The sequence below is a fragment of the uncultured Shewanella sp. genome (assembly GCF_947501665.1).
GTDB lineage: Bacteria > Pseudomonadota > Gammaproteobacteria > Enterobacterales > Shewanellaceae > Shewanella.
Map to the genome: position 1 here is coordinate 141,101 of NZ_CANMWS010000009.1, position 19,236 is coordinate 160,336.

At 39.5% G+C, this 19,236-nt stretch carries 15 protein-coding genes and 1 pseudogene; 8 read left to right on the plus strand and 8 right to left on the minus strand.

What is annotated here, in order from left to right; genetic code table 11:
• Positions 1-45 precede the first annotated feature (45 nt).
• Positions 46-711 carry a uracil-DNA glycosylase gene (ung, locus tag Q0976_RS08770; RefSeq protein ID WP_299493058.1) on the plus strand — a complete coding sequence of 222 codons (666 nt, stop codon included), beginning with the start codon at positions 46-48 and terminating at the stop codon, positions 709-711.
• Here the strand turns inward: ung and pcaF are convergent.
• The 5 genes from pcaF to Q0976_RS08795 form a co-directional block, all read right to left on the minus strand.
• Positions 708-1,916: a 3-oxoadipyl-CoA thiolase gene (pcaF, locus tag Q0976_RS08775; RefSeq protein ID WP_299493060.1), complete on the minus strand. Its 1,209-nt coding sequence runs from the start codon at positions 1,914-1,916 to the stop codon at positions 708-710. The two genes, ung and pcaF, sit on opposite strands and share 4 nt — an antisense overlap.
• A gap of 9 nt (positions 1,917-1,925) precedes the next feature.
• Positions 1,926-3,260, minus strand: a complete 1,335-nt coding sequence (locus tag Q0976_RS08780; RefSeq protein WP_299493061.1) for an aspartate aminotransferase family protein — start codon at positions 3,258-3,260, stop codon at positions 1,926-1,928.
• A gap of 31 nt (positions 3,261-3,291) precedes the next feature.
• Positions 3,292-3,960: a 3-oxoacid CoA-transferase subunit B gene (locus tag Q0976_RS08785; RefSeq protein WP_299493163.1), complete on the minus strand. Its 669-nt coding sequence runs from the start codon at positions 3,958-3,960 to the stop codon at positions 3,292-3,294.
• 68 nt (positions 3,961-4,028) lie between these two features.
• Positions 4,029-4,739, minus strand: coding sequence for a 3-oxoacid CoA-transferase subunit A (locus Q0976_RS08790; RefSeq protein WP_299493063.1), 711 nt, complete (start codon positions 4,737-4,739; stop codon positions 4,029-4,031).
• Between the two features lie 82 nt (positions 4,740-4,821).
• Positions 4,822-6,441, minus strand: a complete 1,620-nt coding sequence (locus Q0976_RS08795) for a hypothetical protein (protein WP_299493065.1) — start codon at positions 6,439-6,441, stop codon at positions 4,822-4,824.
• Between the two features lie 171 nt (positions 6,442-6,612).
• Here Q0976_RS08795 and Q0976_RS08800 point away from each other — a divergent pair, with 171 nt between their 5' ends.
• The 3 genes and pseudogenes from Q0976_RS08800 to Q0976_RS08810 form a co-directional block, all read left to right on the plus strand.
• Positions 6,613-7,455: a LysR family transcriptional regulator gene (locus Q0976_RS08800; protein ID WP_299493067.1), complete on the plus strand. Its 843-nt coding sequence runs from the start codon at positions 6,613-6,615 to the stop codon at positions 7,453-7,455.
• A 263-nt stretch (positions 7,456-7,718) separates the two neighbouring features.
• Positions 7,719-9,671: a methyl-accepting chemotaxis protein gene (locus tag Q0976_RS08805; RefSeq protein WP_299493069.1), complete on the plus strand. Its 1,953-nt coding sequence runs from the start codon at positions 7,719-7,721 to the stop codon at positions 9,669-9,671.
• 164 nt (positions 9,672-9,835) lie between these two features.
• Positions 9,836-10,255: pseudogene (locus Q0976_RS08810) on the plus strand (MEKHLA domain-containing protein); the annotation flags it as partial.
• Positions 10,256-10,291: 36 nt separating this feature from the next.
• Here the strand turns inward: Q0976_RS08810 and Q0976_RS08815 are convergent.
• The 3 genes from Q0976_RS08815 to norR form a co-directional block, all read right to left on the minus strand.
• Positions 10,292-10,957, minus strand: a complete 666-nt coding sequence (locus tag Q0976_RS08815; RefSeq protein WP_299493071.1) for a short chain dehydrogenase — start codon at positions 10,955-10,957, stop codon at positions 10,292-10,294.
• 137 nt (positions 10,958-11,094) lie between these two features.
• Positions 11,095-12,189, minus strand: a complete 1,095-nt coding sequence (locus Q0976_RS08820) for a fatty acid desaturase (protein WP_299493073.1) — start codon at positions 12,187-12,189, stop codon at positions 11,095-11,097.
• A gap of 371 nt (positions 12,190-12,560) precedes the next feature.
• Complete coding sequence (gene norR / locus Q0976_RS08825; protein WP_299493075.1) at positions 12,561-14,144, minus strand: nitric oxide reductase transcriptional regulator NorR; 1,584 nt, start codon at positions 14,142-14,144, stop codon at positions 12,561-12,563.
• A 236-nt stretch (positions 14,145-14,380) separates the two neighbouring features.
• On the opposite strand from norR, the gene Q0976_RS08830 reads away from it, so the two are divergent.
• The 4 genes from Q0976_RS08830 (at position 14,381) to Q0976_RS08845 (ending at position 19,173) form a co-directional block, all read left to right on the plus strand.
• Entirely contained in the window at positions 14,381-15,625 is a 1,245-nt protein-coding gene (locus tag Q0976_RS08830; RefSeq protein ID WP_299493076.1) for an NnrS family protein, read from the plus strand.
• A gap of 61 nt (positions 15,626-15,686) precedes the next feature.
• Complete coding sequence (gene hmpA, locus Q0976_RS08835) at positions 15,687-16,901, plus strand: NO-inducible flavohemoprotein (protein ID WP_299493078.1); 1,215 nt, start codon at positions 15,687-15,689, stop codon at positions 16,899-16,901.
• A gap of 163 nt (positions 16,902-17,064) precedes the next feature.
• The gene (locus Q0976_RS08840) at positions 17,065-17,664 is read left to right on the plus strand and encodes a GNAT family protein (protein WP_299493080.1); all 600 of its coding nucleotides are present in this window, start codon (positions 17,065-17,067) and stop codon (positions 17,662-17,664) included.
• A gap of 51 nt (positions 17,665-17,715) precedes the next feature.
• Entirely contained in the window at positions 17,716-19,173 is a 1,458-nt protein-coding gene (locus Q0976_RS08845; protein ID WP_299493082.1) for an alanine/glycine:cation symporter family protein, read from the plus strand.
• The last annotated feature ends 63 nt before the right edge of the window (positions 19,174-19,236 follow it).

A 19,236-nucleotide genomic window follows, 5' to 3' on the forward strand; every position in this document is an offset into this window, starting at 1 on the left:
CATAACTCTATATTTTTATTTCATTGGTTTTAAATTCGGATCATTATGACACATTTAGATTGGCTGAGCTTTTTAGCTGAGCAAGAATCCCAAGCTTATTATCAATCAATCGCAGAATTCGTTGCCAAGGAGCGAGCAGCAGGTAAAGCAATTTATCCTCCCCATGAGGATGTTTTTAATGCATTGACTTTGACACCGTTAAAAGAGGTTAAAGTGGTGTTACTGGGTCAAGATCCCTATCATGGAGCCAATCAAGCCCATGGTTTATGTTTTTCAGTGAAAGAAGGCATTAAAGTGCCGCCTTCTTTAGTCAATATGTATAAAGAATTAGCCACCGATATTGATGGGTTTACTGTCCCTAACCATGGTTGCCTGACGCCTTGGGCTAAGCAAGGTATATTGATGCTCAATACCGTGCTTACGGTTGAGCAAGGTCAGGCGCATTCCCATGCTAAAGTGGGGTGGGAAACCTTTACTAGCAATATACTGAGGTTGCTTAACGAACAGACTCAGCCGATTATTTTTGTGTTATGGGGAGGGCATGCAATAAAAAAAGGCAAACTTATTACAGCAAGTCAGCATACTATTTTATCGGGCCCGCATCCTTCACCTTTATCCGCTTATCGTGGCTTTTTTGGCTGTCGTCATTTTTCGACTATTAATACAATATTAAAAGAAAAGGGTTTTCAGCCTATTGATTGGCAAGTCTAAGCGACATTTTCAATGACCATGGCAATCCCTTGTCCCACGCCGATGCACATAGTACATAAGGCGTATTTTTGTTGATTGCGGATCAATTGATGCATAGCAGATATGACAATACGAGTGCCACTCATTCCTAATGGGTGGCCAAGTGCAATCGCCCCACCTTGAGGATTAATGCGAGGATCCTCTTCTGTTAGCCCTAAACCTTGAATACAACTTAATGCTTGAGCGGCAAAGGCTTCGTTCAGCTCAATAATATCCATTTCATCCAATGTTAATCCAAGACGTGTGAGTAATTTTTGGCTAGCAGGAATAGGACCAATCCCCATTAAACTTGGGGTGACACCGACAACGGACATGCCCAGCACCTTAGCTTTAGGGGTAAGGTTTTGAGCGCAAAGCGCACTTTCTGAGGCTAATATCATGGCCGCAGCGCCATCATTGATGCCGGAAGCGTTCGCTGCAGTAATACTGCCTTTTGAATGCACTATCGGTGATAATTTAGCCATCTTCTCAAGGCTGGTTAAGCGTAAATGCTCATCCCTATCAAATAGTATTGGAGCGCCTTTTTTCTGTGGTAATGTCACAGGCACAATTTCGTCATTAAAGTGACCCATTTCTTGTGCGCTGGCTGCTTTTAGTTGACTGGAAAAAGCAAATTCATCCTGTTGTAGGCGGCTAACATCAAATTTTTCAGCAAGATTTTCAGCTGTTTGCGCCATACTATCAGTGCCATAATGTTCATTCAAAGCAGGATTGATGAATCGCCAGCCCATCGTGGTATCAAATAAGTGTTGATTACGCCCAAAATCAGTATTGGCCTTAGCCATTACATAAGGAGCACGAGTCATGTGTTCGACGCCTCCTGCGATAATGAGTTCACTTTCACCTGCTTTAATGGCTTGCATTCCATAGCCAATGGCATTGAGTCCTGAGCCACAGAGTCGATTAAGCGTAACGCCAGCCAAGGCTTCAGGAAAGCCGGCTAAAAGTGATGCCATACGAGCAATGTTCCGATTATCCTCACCAGCTTGGTTCGCACACCCCAAAATAAGGTCGTCTACTTGGTTGAGATCCAGTGTTGGATTTCTTTCTTTAAGGGCTTTTAAAGGGAGCGCAGCTAAATCATCCGCACGGATTGTGGCGAGTGAGCCAGAATAACGGCCTATGGGCGTTCGAATCGCATCACAAATATACACATCCTTGAGCATGTTTTATCCTCACATTCTTGTGTTAAGTTCGGGAAATTTCTTTAGTAACAAAGATAAGCCTAAAGTGACTTGCTCGACTAAATAAATGATTTCTTTTTTAGTCATCGGCGTCGATAGCATGGCCGTACAGGTATTAATCATCATGATCCCATTATCAAATAAATAATTGAGTAGAAACTGAGTGGCTTGGCCTTGTATTGTATTATTATAGGCTTGCCGATAATTGAGTGGGGCTTGAGCATGAAAATGTAGCCTAAACATGGAACCTGTACCTGTCACACAGGCCTTTATTCCAAGGGTCTCAATGGTATGAGTGAGTTGTTCTCGTGCGAATTGACCTAAGGTATTGAGCCGGTCAATCGCCACTTCATCAAATAGGGTCATTGCTGTCAGCCCTGCGACCATAGTAACGGGGTTGGCTGAAAAAGTGCCTGAATGGGGCAGAATAATAGGAGAGTTACGAGGATCGAGCACGTGCATGATGTCTTTTTTTCCTGCAAAAGCACCAACAGGAAATCCTCCACCGATCATTTTTCCAATGGCCGTTAAATCGGGTTGGACTGCATAATGGGCTTGAGCACCAGCGAGACTGGTGCGAAAAGTGATGACCTCATCGAAAAGCAATAAAGTATGATTGTCTCTGCTCCATTTATATATGGCTTCAATGAATTCAGAGGTAGCAGGAGTTAAACCGACTCGATGAGAAATGGGATCGATTAAAATGCCTGCAAGTGATGTTTTATGCTGCTCTAAAATGCTTAAGGCTTTATCGATATCATTATAAGGAATGATGATGACATCATTTAATGCACTTTTTGGGGTACCTCTTCCAACGGCTACACTGCTTGGCTGTTGAGCTTCTCCCCACGTAGCAGGTGAGGCGGTTTGACTCACTTCAGCATAATCATAGCTACCATGATAAGCGCCTTCAACTTTCGCAATTTTACTTTTTTGGGTAAAAGCGCGAGCAGTTTTTATCATTGCCATTACCGCTTCAGTGCCTGAATTGACAAAACGAATTTTCTCAAAACTCGGCACACGATGGCAAAGTAGCTCCGCAAATTCAATTTCCAACTCTGTGGCTAGCGTAAAGGCGGTGCCTTTGCGCACTTGTTCTATAATCGCTTGAGTGACTTGAGGCTGGGCATGACCATGGATAAGTGAAGCCATATTATTGGCAAAGTCAATGCGCTTAATACCGTCGATATCGGTGAGGTAGCAACCTTCACCGTGGCTGACATAGGTGGGGTGAGGCTTATGGTAAATCGTGTTTCGGCTGACGCCACCTGGGAGTACCGTTTTGGCACGTTTAAATAATTGTGTGCTTTGATTAATAGAAGACATATTGAAAAACTCTTTAAGTGATAGATGCGTGTCATTGAGCTGTTGCAAACTTTGTGTGTTTATCGCGTCGATCAATAATCCGTGCATCTGTATGTGCAGTCACATAGGCTAAGGTCACATTAGGGGCGAGTTCGATTAATTCAAAACCATTTGATGTGATGTCGATAACACTAAGATTGGTATAAATACGCTTAACGACTTTTTGTCCTGTTAAAGGGTAATAACACTCTTTTAGCAGTTTAGCCTGTCCATTTTTTGTTGTGTGCTGAGTCATGATCAATATGGTTTTGACCCCTGCAACTAAATCCATTGCGCCGCCAACAGCGGGTATGGCATCTTTATCATTTGTTGACCAGTTGGCTAAGTCGCCTTTTTCAGATACTTGCATTGCACCTAATACACACACATCAATATGTTGACCACGGATCATGGCAAAGCTGTCAGCATGGTGAAAATAAGCCGCACCTTTGATGGCTGTTACCGGCTTTTTACCTGCATTGATTAAATCAAGGCAGATATCATCGTCATTGGGTTTAGGGCCCATGCCCAATAATCCGTTTTCAGTGTGATAGATAAATTCACGTCCTTTAGGCACATAACAGGCTACTTTTTCAGGCATACCAATACCTAAATTCACATAAGCTCCATCAGGAATGTCTTGGGCAACACGTTCTGCCATTTGCTCTCTTGTCCAGCCAATGGCCTGTCTATTGTGGTAGCTCGCTTGGTTATTATTTATTGAGTGATGACTTTCTGTTTGAATAGTTTTCATGGATAAACATGTCCTTGAGCGACCATTACAGATTCTTGCTGAGGATGCGACACTGTGATGATGTGGTTGACAAAAATACCTGGAGTGATCACGGATTCTGGGTCGAGCTCTCCTGCTTCAACGGGGTGTTGAGCCTGTACTAGCGTGATATTGGCTGCCGTTGCCATGATAGGGGCAAAGTTTCGTGCGGTTTTATGGTAAGTGAGGTTACCGTAGCGATCCGCACAATGGGCTTTGATAAGCGCAAAATCCGCTGTGAGTCCTTGCTCCATCACATAATCTGTGTTGTTAAAACGTCGTACTTCTTTACCTTTACTGAGTGGAGTGCCAACTGAGGTTGCGGTATAAAAGGCAGGGATCCCAGCGCCGCCCGCACGAATTCTTTCTGCTAGCGTACCTTGTGGGACCAGCTCCAGTTCAATTTTTTGAGTGCGATACAATTTGGGAAAGACGGTTGAATTGGCTGTTCTAGGAAAAGAGCAGATCATTTTACTGACTTGACCATTTGCAATTAATGCGGCGAGCCCGACTTGCCCGCTACCGGTATTATTGTTAATTACGGTGAGATTTTTGGCACCATGATCAATGAGTGCGTGAATAAGCTCAATGGGGCTGCCGGCTTCTCCGAAACCGCTTATCATGATGGTGGCGCCATCAAAAATGGGATTGATGATCTCGGTGAGCGAATGTGAAAATTTATTTATCATGGGGCTTTCTTTGAGTCAGTGAATAAAATCTAAGAGTGAGCAGATGAGTCTTTTTGCTCACTCTTTTTGGTTAGCATTGTTATTAATGCTGTAATCTAGCTTGTAGGGCTTGAGCCAATTGCGTTTCAATTTGCTTTAATTCGTTTTCAAAGAAATATTCATCGGTATCAAAAGGGACTAAGCAGTCGATTTTGTTTTCGACTTCGTTGTATTTCGCGTGGAATACACGATCCATCCATTTCATATTACGAGCTTCTGTAAATTGCAATGCAAAGCATTTTTCACCATTGATAATCGAGGTGCCTAAAATGGCCAGTTTTCCAGCGGAAATGGTCATTGAAATATGTCTCGAAGGGCGGTTGATAGACGCTAAAGAACGGTAAATGGTATTAAATATCTGCTCAATTTTCGCTAAAGGTGCGGTGTAATAGTGATGTTCCCCTGTGGGGCGAGCACAATACATAGAGTGGAAGCCAATACTCATAATGCCTAATATTTCTGCTAGATGGATCCAGTTCTTAGCCGATTTATCGACATCAACTTCACCTTTCTCATCGGTAAACAAGCTTATATGGTGCATAATGGGACTTTGGGAACGAATATTGACACCATGGTTTTGTAGACGACGAATAGCGGCGATGGTACTGGGGTTTAATAGCTCTCTGGGCGTTGAAAAATGGGCCATCCAAGCCAGTTGAATGCCATTATCTCGAAGCATATCAAACACACTTAACATGTCATTGTATTTGTCACTTAAAATCATTTCTGGTTGAAAGGTAAGAGAGCGAGTGGCTAAGCGGACATTTTTTACATGCAATAAGCTGGGATCTTGGATTAAAGGCATAACGTACTGTTTTAATCGACTGGCTGGCATATAACCTCCATCACCACCAGTAATGAGTAAGTCCGTAATTTCAGTATGTTGGCGAACATACTCATGGATCTGTTTGATATCTTTTTGAATAAACATGTCTTCATCACCTCTTACTTGTGCATGACGAAAACAATAGGTACAAAAAGAAAAACAGTTTTGAGTGGTCTTATCAAAAATTAATTGGCATTGAGGATATTTATGCTGAGAACCATCGAGAAACTCAATTTCACCTGATTCATTTTCAAACCAAGGCTTATTTAATTGTTGATTCCCATCATGGGGATTGGTTCTTTCCATATAATCAATGGCGATTTGAGTCCGTCCTGTTGCCGTTTTTTCGTTGATATAACGTGCTGTAGCTTGCGGTTCAATCATACCTGGCTGAGCAAAAACCAGTTGAAAGACAGAGTCTTGTTGATAATTATCCCAATTAATACTGTTTAAAGAATGACGAGTGGCTAAAAAACGGTACACTTCAACGAAAAACTCTCGTTCTGCCATATGACCGATTTTGATGCCATTTTTCGCTAAAATGCCACAGACTTCTCGAAAACCCGATAGCCCTGTGTAGTGATCTTTTCCATGAAATAAAAAACGTTTGTTTTCTAGAAACCCTGAATGTTGCGGATAAGCTGCGTGCAGGCGGCTGAGTAAGCCTAGGGGTAATAAGTTTTCTGTTTCGATTATTTGTTTGATTGTATAGCTGTATTCATAACGCTGCATGGTTTGTTTAAGCTGATCTTCTGAAATAATGAGGTGCTTATTTTTGTCGTGTTTGTCTTCAATAACTCGAATGGTAAGATCGGCTGTTGAGGCGGATGAGTTCATTTTCGTTCCGTGCATAAATGAATGGATAAAAGACCATAAATAAAGTATGGTTTTCTGAATAATATTATTTTTTTATGTCTCCTATAGCTGCCTCCTATAGCTTAAGCATTAGTCCTGTTGACGCAGAAGACGCTTGTCAATATGGTAAGAATAAGGAAGTATTTGATCATTATGGAATTACGTTCATTAAAGTATTTTCAAGCCGTTTACGATAAAGGCAGTATCAGCGCGGCGGCAAAAACATGTTTTGTGTCTCAACCTTCTATTACTGCCGCTATTCAGCAATTGGAATCGTTATTATCTATTACCCTATTTATTCGTCATGCGCGAGGGGTACTGCCTACCGCAGCGGCTGATAAGCTGTATCCGTTGGCAAAAGATATCGCAGAAAACACCCATTCTATCTACCATCTTTTTTCTGATACGCCTCAACCGGTAAGCTTGCGTCTAGGGATTATGCGATCTCTGGGGGCAAAACGTATGAGTCTATTTATTAAGCAAATCACTGAGAAAATAGATAATCTGGAATTGACCTTAGTGGATCCTGAGGAACCTTGTGACATTCGTGTTGTGTTAGCTCACACCGTGACGAGTCAAGAAAGCTTTATACCTGTTTGGCGAGATGAATATCAATTAGCGGTACCGGTTAGCTGGTCAATGGCCAATCAAAAAAGGGTGAGTCTTTCTCAACTTGATGCACTGCCCTTTATTCATCGAGCGCCTTGCGATGCATTAAATAAACTTAAATCGGCGATGGTAAATGAATCTGCACTCTTTCAACATAGAGCAAATATTAGAACCATTGAATATGCATGGCAATTGGTGAGTACAGGCATAGGCGCGGCATTACTGCCGAATTGGCAAGAAATAAAAGAAGCCGAAGGTATTCAATTATTGCCTATAGAAGGGCTGCATTTAGTGAAGCATATTGGCGTGGCTTATAACACCAATAAAGCCAATACTCCTTTTGTGCTCGCTGTTAACGCGATTTGTAAAGAAGGGGATAATGCATAATCAATGTGATAGGCATAAATCATTAAAATCTAATTAAAGCTGTTGTAGAGTTATGTCGCTTATTAATTAACTCAAACAATTGGCTTTTACCATTTGACCTTAGTTGTAATTTCTATACAATGCTCGCCCTTGTTTGTTAACCATCTGATTATAAATGTATAAATAATCATCCTATTTTGCACCAGTCATTTCTGTCTGGTGTCGTGTCGTTAGTTTGGCCTTAGGTCTCAATTTAAAATAAAAATCGTGTTAGGGACGAAAGTATGAATATTAAAAAATGGATAGCATCTTTTTCTATCCGTAGGGGATTAGTGGGACTCACGAGTATTGCGCTATTAACATCTATTATATTTGCCACCTTTTCTTCTAATTATGTCTTTCGTTCAATAGTAGAAAACAGAGCAAAAAATGAAGAGTTACCGAATCGACTAGACAAAATTAAAAATAAAATTTCCAGTGAATTACAGATCCCTATTTCATTGTCTAAAGGTATAGCGCAAAATCAGTTTTTAATTGATTGGGCATTAGCGGGAGAAAAAGACAGTGAAATAGCCCCTGTACTCGCTTACTTATCGCGTCTTAAGGATGAAAATGGTGCCAGTACGGTTTATTGGATTTCAGTGGTAGAAAATAAGTATTACAAAGATACTGGCTTTTCTGAAACGCTGCTAAAAAGTCATCCTGGCCATCAATGGTTTTTTGACCGTTTAGATAATCCGGATTTAGTGTCATTAGATTTAGATATCGATATGGTTTCTAAGCGAATGACCGCTTTTGTTAATGTGCTCGTACGTGAGAAAGGTAAAGTGATAGCAATTGCGGGTATGGGGTATGAGCTCGGTCATATTATTGATATTGTGACGCGAAATAAAATAGGACAATCAGGGTTTGTTTTTACCACCAATGATAGTGGACTGATTACCGTTCACCCCCAGCTTGATAGAGTGGATAGAGATTCTGTGAGCATGCTGGAAGGCTATCAAAGTATTGCCAGTACGCTGGATCAAAATAACAGTGATGTTGTGGTGAAAGAGACCATTAAAAATGGGCAAACCTATTATTTAGCCAGTGTGGCTATCCCTGAACTCAGCTGGCATTTATTTGCCGAGCTGCCAGTGAATGAATTAATGAGTGAATTTAATAAGATCACAACTTATAGCATGATCATTAATTTACTGATAGGCGGTATTTTTGTGTTGATCATGTTATGGGTGACTTATTTTTTAACGCGACCCATTAATGATGTGGCGTTAGCATTAAACAATATGGCTAATAATGGCGGGGATTTAACACAACGTTTAGATGATAGCCGCAAGGATGAATTAGGTTTGCTTGCTAAAGGCTTTAATGCGTTTATTGAAAAGCTTCATAACGATATTAAACGTATTGATAAAGATCAAAAAACGCTAGCGAATGTTATTGTTGATTTATCTGTGTCATCTGAAGAAACCATTAAGACGACGCAAGAGCAGAGAATTAATTCTGAGCAAGTTGCCACAGCCATTAATGAGATGGGGGCCACTGTGCATGAAATTTCACGTTTGGCGATGTCAACATCTCAAAAAACAGAAGCAACGAGAAAAGATACCCACGGATCAAATGAAGTTGTAAAAGAAACGAGTATGGTGATTAACGAGCTTGCGTCGGAAATTCAATTAACGGAGTCAAAAATTACTGAGCTGGCAAAGCACGCCCAATCAATCAGTACTGTGATTGATGTGATAAGCGGTATTTCAGATCAAACAAACTTACTGGCATTAAATGCCGCTATTGAAGCCGCAAGGGCGGGTGAGCAAGGACGAGGTTTTGCTGTTGTTGCTGATGAGGTTCGCCAGCTTGCTCAGCAAACACAAGCGTCGACGGAAGAAATCAGAAAAGTGATTGGCCAATTTCAAGAAGGGACTCAAGAAGCAGTTGATGCGATGAGTGTGGGGATCCAGTCGAGCCATGAAGGGGTGAATAAATCAACAGAAGCCAGTGAATCTTTGCAAATGGTGACAGAAGTGATCCAGCAAATTGCGGATATGAATTGTCAGGTTGCAACCGCAACAGAGGAGCAAAGTAGTGTGGTCAATTCATTGAATGAAAATGTGATAACTATTGCTGATTTATCCTCTCATATTCATACATTAGCGGACAAGAATGATCGTGGTATTCATCAATTAGCTCAGTTATCGGATGAGTTATCTGTGTTAGTGAGTCAGTTTAAAATTTAGTGACTGTTTTCAAGACTGATGATTGAAGAGGATTGGATGAAGGGGGAAAAGATGTTACTTTCACTTTCGTCCAGGCCTTTTTATTGACCATCATTTCAAGAGAAGTAAATATGATAGCGTCTCGAGTATTAGAGGAGCCGTTTTATACCTGACATGTACAGCGGCTATTTGATAGTTTTAAGCAATTGACAGGAAAAGATTTATTGGTCATAGAACCTCAAATGACATTGGTTTCAGCAATCGATAAAGCTCCCTTTGCTATTTTATCTCACGGTGTAGAGGCGGAGCCTATTTTCAATTTTGCAAATCAATTTGCGCTGAGCTTGTTTGAATGTGAATGGCAAGATTTTATTAAGATGCCATCACGTTATTCAGCTGAAGCCCCCTCTCAAACAGAAAGAGCTTTATTACTTGAAAGGGTCGCTCGTCAAGGCTTTATCAATCATTATCAAGGGATCAGGATTTCGGCAACAGGGAAACGCTTTAGGATCAATAATGCCATTATATGGAATATCATTGACAGTCAAGGGCAATATTATGGTCAAGGTGCGATGTTTAAAAGCTATACACGATTATATAGCTAACTCAATATAAAATAAGAGCATCACGGGTATAATGGCTTAAAACTGTTGAATATCGTTACTTTCAAAGAAGGTGAGCTTTTGTGGAGGCTCAAGCGAACTTAAATAAAGGGCTTTGGCGACTTGTGTGATACTAATGGCTCGGTATTTTTTGAGTTTTCCTTGTAATAAAGGTGATATCAAAGTTAACAATATTAATCCGATATACTCTCCCAGTCGAAAAGTGTTTCTTTTACCGTGTAGTAGCGAAGGCCTAAAAATTCGAATGGATGATAGTTGATATTGCTGCACTTTTGACTCAACGTCACCTTTCGTTTGTGTGTAATAGTTAGATGAGTTTGCATTAGCGCCAAGGGCACTCACAAGGGAGAATCCCTCGGCTGATATCGTTTCAGCTAGTGAGGCTACGGCTAAGACATAATCGCTATCAATACGTTTAAATGCATCAATAGAGCCTGCTTGTTTTAAGGTAGTGCCAAGGCAGCAAAAGACTTGTGCATGCATTAATGTTGGATGAGCGTTTATCAATGGCTGAATATCCCATTCATCGAAATTAATTTCATGGGTGATCAGTTTGGAATGGGAAATCGCCATTGGGCGCCTGACTAAACAATGCACGTGTGAATATTCCGGTGCTTTAAGCAGTAATGTTAAAAGTTCTGTTCCTATGGCGCCAGTTGCACCAACAATGATAGCGGTTTTCATTTTACCTGCTTTAAAATCAATCATAGAAGACTGTTATTATCCTATCACTTTTCAATATGTTTAATCATTGATTAAATGACTTTAGGATGTTAAGTATTATGAAAAATTCATTTAAAATCTATATGTTAATTAAATTTTCACTCTTGTACTGAAGTGCCAGATAGGCGTCGCATTTTCTGTTTTCCTGTGGCAATATGGACCATTTTTATAAATCGGCACCAAACATTTTCCTGAACATAAGGGACGTTATATTTTTCACAAGTTGCTCTAATTTTCGGTTGAATTAATTTGTATTGACGCATGGGCAAATTGGGAAATAAATGGTGCTCTATTTGATAATTGAGATACATATGAAGAAAGTCTATGGCTTCATTTCCATTGGGGTAATTTGTTGAACCGAGTATTTGTCGAAGGTAATATTCTGAATTGCGGTGCTTATATTGATTAATATTATCAAAACGATAAAGATCAGCGCCAGAGTGATTAGGGACAATAATGATAAACATCTGAATATTATGAATAACTTCAGCTAATAATCGAGCGTAAAATACATTAATGCCCATGCCTGGAACGATCCATTCACACAAAAGTGGCAGGGCAATAAAATGAAAACCAATATAAGGAAGGAACAGTGTAAACCACATATGGCGAGGTGTTTTTTGTCGAACATCAATAAAGTTTTTTACATTAACTTTCTGATAATCTTTAAAACAACTCAGAGTTTGAGGGCTATAATAGGTAAACTTCCAGCTCATGGCCGCAATAAAGAGAATGAACCATTTGATAAATGTAGGCTGTTCCAAATTGGCAAGCCAGTCTAGATTATTTTCGACGAGATCGGGATCTTTATTTTCACCGGTAAAGGTGTGATGAAGGTAATTGTGTTCATAATTCCAAGCATCTGCTTGGATCCAATCAAACCAATCTAAGTAACGGCGATAACCTTGTGCATAATAAGCAGAGTGAAAACGTTTTGGGATATTGTTAATTCGGTTATAACCGCCGTGGCCAATATGATGCATGAGTAGCCATTTCACCATTAAGTGTTGAGATAAAAATACTCCACCAACAAGCCATTGCCCAAAAAAGCAAAATAATAATCCAAGTCCAAAAAAGAGTGTGCCTAGTGTACCGATGCAACGCATGTGACGATAATCTTTTAAACCCACAGAAGCTTGAGCAGACATGCCTATTTTTTTGATTTCTTTGACAAATTCATCGAGGTTTTCCATGAATTTTCCTTGAAATAGTGTGTATGAATTAAACGGGAATGTGTCATTTATCCCCAAACGACTTAAAGGTGCGGGCTCCCTCGGAAATTAAAGCCCTCTTAGGCAAGGTATTGAGTTGATAGCTTAGGGAGCTTAAGTTGATGCTCAATAACACAGCATAACAGTGTGTTAAACCAGCCCAATGGATCCTATATAAAGACAGGCTTCAGTGCTGTATTACCTTAAAGGTAATATGCATTTTTTCCATTTATCTTTAAAAAGAGTTCGCCTCGAATTAAGCCTTTTCTTGGACTCCTGACAGCATGCCCCTTCAAATGATTTGGGGATTTAGCTATACATAGCTTAGCTGAATGTTTTTGCTTTGCTCTATGTCATGTGGATTTATGTATTGTAATGCCTAATCGTTTTGCTAATCGAACGAGATTTGCTCTATCGGTTTCAAGATTTCGTGCCGCGGCAGCCCAATTAAATTGGTGAGTTTCTAAGGTTTGTTTGATGAGTTGAGCTTGAAATGTTTCAGTGGCTGATTTTAACGATATCGTACTCACTAGAGGGGCTGGAATAGGAAGCTGTGAGTGTGATGGCTGTGCTGATGGTGGTTCGATCTCTGGTTTAGTTGCTGGAATATCGCAATACTCAGGTAAAATATGGATAATACTTTTATGCCATTGGGCCTGTTTGGCTTTGAGTGCGGCTCGGCTAATAACATGTTCAAGTTCTCTTACATTTCCCGGCCAACGGTAACTTGCCAGCAAAGAGAGTGCTTGTGAAGTTAAGGTTAATTGATTTATACCTAATTTTCGTGCGGTATTTTCAACAAAATATCCTGCCAGTAAATGGATGTCATTGCCTCTTTCTCTTAAAGGGGGGACATTGATTGGATAAACACTGAGGCGGTGATACAGATCGGCACGAAAACGCCCAGCTTTAACCTCTGCTTTTAAATCACGGTTGGTGGCAGCAATGACACGTACGTCGACAGTTTTGGTTTTGTCTTCTCCAACGGCTTGAATTTCACCACTTTGTAATGCACGCAGTAATTTACTTTGTAAGTTTAAGGGGAGCTCTCCAATCTCATCGAGAAATAATGTGCCGTTGTCGGCAAGCTGAAATTTTCCTTCTCGATTTTTTTCAGCCCCAGTAAAGGCACCTTTACAATGTCCAAAAAATTCACTCTCAGCGAGATTCTCTGGAAGTGAAGCACAGTTTAACTGGATCATGGGTTGATGGTGTCTTTGTGAATGCTGATGAATATTACCTGCCACCAATTCTTTTCCGACACCCGTTTCACCTAATATCAATACATTGTAATGGGAGCTTGCAACGAGTTTTATTTCATTTTTTAGTGCTCTTATGCAAGGACTAAGGCCGATGATTTCACCGCCATCACGCATTATGGCTGATTGACTGAGTGCTTGAACAAGTGCATTTGAGTGCTTAGCTGCATCTTCTAATTGCTCTAATTGGATAGCGGTTTTCATTGTTGCAGCGCTAATTTTAGTGATAATTTCAAGCATTGCAGGGTTAATGTTATCAAAACTATTTGGCTTTAAGCTGTCGAGGGTCACAACGCCGAGTAGGTGATCTTCATGATATAAAGGTAACCCCATACAGGCATGAATAGGGATATCCCCTGTTTGAGCTTGCAATAAACCATCATAAGGATCGGGTAAATCACAGTCTTGACTAAAGGTCACAGGCTTTTGTGATTGACTAATCATCTTGAGCCGTGGGTGGGCCTGAATGTCAAAACGCCTCCCTAAGGTATCGGCTGACAAGCCTTCGATTGCCAAGGGCATTAACGTGGCATTTTGATGTTGCAGTAAGGCAATAGCGTCACATTGAATGGTTTTTCGTATTGTTGAGAGTAATCGAGTAAACCTATCTTGATTGGTCACACTGTTAGCAAGGTCCAATGCTAAGGCCACAATTGCTGATATGTCGCTCCCATTCATGTCTTTATGACTCTTTTGTGATTATTTGACTTCATAATAGTGTGTCTAAATGACACTACATGCAAGGTTTTTTTATTACTGAAATATTTAAAATATTGTTTTTAAATTAAAAAATAATATTGGCACACAAGGTGCTATTAGTCTGTATTAATAAAATTGCAAAAATTTATTTTTTAACGTGAAGTGAAAGTGAATAGCGTGGGTGTCACAGGCATGAGTCGATAAGGTGGTAAGTAATGGGTTTGATTAATTTAACTGAGCCAGCCTCAATCAATAACAAGGGGCGATTCAGTGCTAATGCCCCTTTATGGATGCTTGCGTTTAGGCCATTTTTTTTGGGCGGAAGTTTAGTTGCATTGTTTGGAATAAGTTATTGGACTTTAGTACTTTCAGGAGCCGTGACTTGGTCATTAAACCTTCCACCGAATGTATGGCATGCCCATGAGATGATGTTTGGTTTTGCAAGTGTTATTGCGATGGGTTTTTTGTTGACTGCAGCTCAAACTTGGACTGGAGTTTCAAGTATTTCTGGCACGCCATTAATAATCTTAAGCTGCTTTTGGTTAATGGCGAGAGTGTTATTTTTTGTGCAATTACCGTTTAATTTTGCTTTAGGTGAACCGGTTAATTTATATCTGGTTATTGTCTTTCAGGGGATTTGGTGGCTGGGAGGGATTATGGTCTTAAGCAAGATGCTATTCAAAGCTCGAAATAAGCAAAATTATCCTTTCATTGGCATACTGACGCTTCTTTTTATCTTTAATATGTTATTTCTTTATTTAGTTATTCATCAGCAAAGTGCATTAGCCCTTAAATTATGTGATACGAGCGTTTTTATATTCATTTTGTTAATTGGTATTGTCGCGGGTCGTGTTATTCCTTTCTTTACGGCGAGAGGATTAAAGCTTACTGAGCAAGTGAAATGTCCACGACTCGATCGCTGTATTTTATTCCTCACAATGGGAGGCATTTTAAGCTCGATAGGGGAAAATCTGACTTCAGATAAAATCATATTGAGTATTTTTGTCGGGGGATTAGCCTGTTTACATTTACTTCGTAGTTTTATTTGGTGGAACAAAGGGATCGTAAAGGTGCCTCTGCTTTGGTCATTACAATTGGCTTACTTCACATTAGGTGTGGGATTGATTGGCATTACGTTGAGTTTTTATCATAGTCAGATCTTCTATAAGGATGCGCTGCATATGGTCACCATTGGCGCCATTGGAATGATGATTATAGCGATGATGGCCAGAGTGTCATTAGGGCATACGGGGAGAGCCTTATCGCCTCCATATTTTATCAGTATTGCGTTTGTTTGTATTTTTATTGCTGCCATTGCTCGAAGCATTTTACCGTCAATAATCAATGCTAACCATGCTTGGATATTAAGTGGCTGCTTATGGAGCTTAGGCTTCTTTCTTTTCTTGTTTCATTATTTTCCTATTCTCATTAATAAGCGTATTGATGGGCGTATAGGGTAATCAACTTATTCATCTTTATAGGTGAATAACATTCATCATTTTACAGTTATTTGGAAAAAATATGTTGTCTGAAAATACCGTTAAAATTGTTAAAAGTACGATTCCTTTATTAGTTAATGCAGGAACGGGGGTGACAGAACACTTTTATAATAGAATGTTTACCCATAACCCAGAGCTTAAAAATATATTCAACATGGGGAATCAAGCAACGGGAAAACAACCTTTTGCTTTATTTAATGCATTAGCCGCTTATGCTCAACATATAGATAATCTAGAAGTATTAACATCCGCTTTAAGTAGAATAAACCATAAACATACGAGTTTGAATATTCTTCCAGAGCATTATCCGATTGTTGGTCATCACCTTATTGAAACCTTGAGAGAATTGGTTCCTGATGCTTTTACTCCTGATGTAGAGGAAGCGTGGACACAAGCGTATAACTTGTTGGCAGATCTTTGTATTACTCAAGAGCAAGGGTTATATCAGCAAAAATCAAATTCAAAAGGAGGCTGGTCAGGTGAACGTCTATTTATTATTACGAATAAATCAGTAGAATCAGAATTAGTCACTAGCTTTACACTAATGCCTAAAGATGGTGGTGAAGTGATTGAGCACCTTCCAGGACAATATTTAGGAATAAAAGTAAAACCTGAAGAGGCGGATTACACTGAAATACGGCAATACTCTATTTCAGATAAGGCAAGAAGAGATGGATATCGTATCAGTGTGAAAAAAGAGCTCAATAATCCAAAAGGTATAGTGTCTAACTTTCTTCATAGTTTACCCCAAGGAGCTGAAATTGCAGTTTATCCTCCCTCGGGAGATTTCTATTTAGCACATGTGGATAATCCTGTTGTCCTTATTAGTGCTGGAATAGGTTTAACGCCTATGATGTCAATGCTAGAAACCTTAGTTGAGAGACAATTACCGATACCAGTACATTATTTACATGCTTGTGAAAATCAAGAGCAACACTCTTTTGCCAATAGAGTTGAGACACTGTTAGGAGAATATAAGTCGCTAAATGCGCATACTTGGTATCATAAAACGGCTGAGCAACCATTCAGTATTATTGATGAACAAACTAGACATCAACTGCATGGGGGGTTAATGGAGCTCAGCGAGATTAAGAGAGAGCTGCCAATCGAGAAGGGGCATTTTTACTTATGTGGTCCGAATGCATTTATGAGCTTTATTAAGCAGCAACTGTTATTGTTAGGAGTCAAGCAAACTCAGATACATTATGAAGTATTTGGTCCTCATGAAGATTTATAATTTTTTATAAAACAAAAATCCCACAGTTGTGGGCTTTTTGTTTTAATGAGCTTTTATTTTTAAATAATCTGAATGATTGATTAAGCGGCGCAGCTTATCCCGACTTCAGGTGAAATAGTCTAATCTTATATTACCCATCTAGTTTTAATTTACTGACTTGTCTATGTGGATAAAGGATGATGTTTTACAAGGTGAAGTTGTACTCTTAGAGCCTTTGGCCTTAGAGCATACCGATTCACTCATTAAGCTTTCAAAAGAGGGGGGGCTGTGGGAGTTATGGTACACCACTGTACCTAAATCTGACGCAATGGAAGATTATGTAAAGACTGCTATAAGGAATCGAAGACATGGAGATTTAGCTTATGTAGTGCGTTCTAAATTTAATCATCAAATTATAGGCACAACGCGATATTACAATGTTGATGAAAAAAATCGAAGAGTCATGATAGGTTTTACTTGGTATGCCAATTCAGTGCGAAGAACACCCGTTAATACTGAATGTAAGTGGTTGTTATTAAATAATATATTTGAAAAGTATAATGCTATTGCTGTGGAGTTTAGAACCCATTATTTCAATCAAGATTCTCGAAAAGCAATTGAACGTTTAGGGGCTAAACAAGATGGCGTATTACGAAGTCATAAAATAATGCCTGATGGATCATTACGCGATACGGTTGTTTATTCTATTATTGCTAGTGAGTGGCCGGCAGTTAAGTGCCATTTACAAAGTAAAATGCACTTGCCCCACCCTTCAAGTAGTTAAAGAAATTGTGGATTGTATCAATGTTGAATTGTTAACAGTGAAAATACGACTATGGAAGTCATCAATACAATATTACAAATACTATTAACTTGGGTTTGGGATTATATCCTGATCTACATGTTATTGTTTGTTGGACTATATTTCAGTTTTAAAATGAAGTTTTCTCAATTGATCCATATTAAACATATGGTTTCATTGTTAACAGAACATACTGGCACAAAAGAGCAAAGCAAAACCCGTGTTTCATCCTTTGGCGCTTTCGCTGTGACATCAGCATCAAGGGTGGGAGCAGGCAATATTGCCGGTGTGGGGGTGGCAATTTATCTCGGAGGACCTGGCGCTATTTTTTGGATGTGGATTATTGCATTAATCGGTACTGCTTCTTGCTTAATTGAAAATACCCTTGCTCAAGCCTATAAACATAATACCCCCGAAGGCAGTTTTAGAGGAGGGCCTGCTTTTTATATTGCCCAAGGATTGAAGTCGAAAACTTGGGCCTTCATATTTTCTATTTTAATGATCGTTTCTTATGGGTTAGTTTTTAACTCTGTACAGGCAAATACGATTGCTCATGTGATGACGACTTTTTTTTCTATCTCTAATTTTAATATTGGGGTTGATTTGGTTATTTTTACGTTACTTATTATTTTCGGAGGATTAAAAAGAGTCATTAAGGTGTCTGAAGTATTATTTCCTGTCATGGCTCTGTTATATTTATTGACGGCATTAATTATAATTATTATGCATTTCACAGAAATCATTCCTGTGTTTCAGTTAATCCTCAGTGAGGCATTAGGGCTTAAAGAAGCCACCACTGGTGCGTTTGGTTTTATGGTCATGCAAGGGATCAAACGAGGATTATTTTCAAATGAAGCTGGAATGGGATCCACGCCCAATGCCGGTGCTGCAGCCTATGTTTCCCATCCCGTTAAGCAAGGTTATATTCAATCATTAGGAGTGTTAGTCGATACCTTACTGATTTCTAGCGCAACGGCTTTTATCATTCTCTTACCACAAATTCATATTCTTCAAGAGGGGGTGACAGGGGTTGCGCTAGTCTATCGCTCCATGAATTTAACTTTTGGGGATTTTGGTGGTTATTGCTTAACAATATTAGTGATTATTTTTTCCTATAGTTCTATTTTAGGTAATTATTTTTACGGTGAAATGAACATTAAGTATATGACTGATTCTAAGTGGGCCTTAAATGCTTTTCGAGTCGGTGCGTTATTAATGCTGTTTTATGGCGCCATGACTGCGATTCAGTTTGTATGGGATATGGCTGATTTTTTTATGGGCTTGTTGGCGATAGTGAATATTTCAGCGATTTTTTTATTGAGGAAAGTGGCCCTTGCATTGGTGAAAGATTACATGAAGCAACTGTCTAGGGGAAAAGATCCGATATTTCATCGAGAACGTATTCCTGAATTAACACAAGTAGAATGTTGGGGAGATAATGAATATCGTGCTTTTCAGCAAGATTTAGCCCGCCGTCAGGAAAAAAAGTAATACTCAGTGTGAAGAGAAGTATTCACTTGAATGCTTAGTGATAAAGCACTCCTCTTTACTAGG

Excerpts from the sequence above, each read along its gene's own strand:
- ung (WP_299493058.1), top strand. The coding sequence starts at position 46 with ATGACACATTTAGATTGGCTGAGCTTTTTAGCTGAGCAAGAATCCCAA.
- pcaF (WP_299493060.1), bottom strand. The coding sequence starts at position 1,916 with ATGCTCAAGGATGTGTATATTTGTGATGCGATTCGAACGCCCATAGGC.
- Q0976_RS08780 (WP_299493061.1), bottom strand. The coding sequence starts at position 3,260 with ATGTCTTCTATTAATCAAAGCACACAATTATTTAAACGTGCCAAAACG.
- Q0976_RS08790 (WP_299493063.1), bottom strand. The coding sequence starts at position 4,739 with ATGATAAATAAATTTTCACATTCGCTCACCGAGATCATCAATCCCATT.
- Q0976_RS08795 (WP_299493065.1), bottom strand. The coding sequence starts at position 6,441 with ATGAACTCATCCGCCTCAACAGCCGATCTTACCATTCGAGTTATTGAA.
- Q0976_RS08800 (WP_299493067.1), top strand. The coding sequence starts at position 6,613 with ATGGAATTACGTTCATTAAAGTATTTTCAAGCCGTTTACGATAAAGGC.
- Q0976_RS08805 (WP_299493069.1), top strand. The coding sequence starts at position 7,719 with ATGAATATTAAAAAATGGATAGCATCTTTTTCTATCCGTAGGGGATTA.
- Q0976_RS08815 (WP_299493071.1), bottom strand. The coding sequence starts at position 10,957 with ATGAAAACCGCTATCATTGTTGGTGCAACTGGCGCCATAGGAACAGAA.
- Q0976_RS08820 (WP_299493073.1), bottom strand. The coding sequence starts at position 12,189 with ATGGAAAACCTCGATGAATTTGTCAAAGAAATCAAAAAAATAGGCATG.
- norR (WP_299493075.1), bottom strand. The coding sequence starts at position 14,144 with ATGAATGGGAGCGACATATCAGCAATTGTGGCCTTAGCATTGGACCTT.
- Q0976_RS08830 (WP_299493076.1), top strand. The coding sequence starts at position 14,381 with ATGGGTTTGATTAATTTAACTGAGCCAGCCTCAATCAATAACAAGGGG.
- hmpA (WP_299493078.1), top strand. The coding sequence starts at position 15,687 with ATGTTGTCTGAAAATACCGTTAAAATTGTTAAAAGTACGATTCCTTTA.
- Q0976_RS08840 (WP_299493080.1), top strand. The coding sequence starts at position 17,065 with ATGTGGATAAAGGATGATGTTTTACAAGGTGAAGTTGTACTCTTAGAG.
- Q0976_RS08845 (WP_299493082.1), top strand. The coding sequence starts at position 17,716 with ATGGAAGTCATCAATACAATATTACAAATACTATTAACTTGGGTTTGG.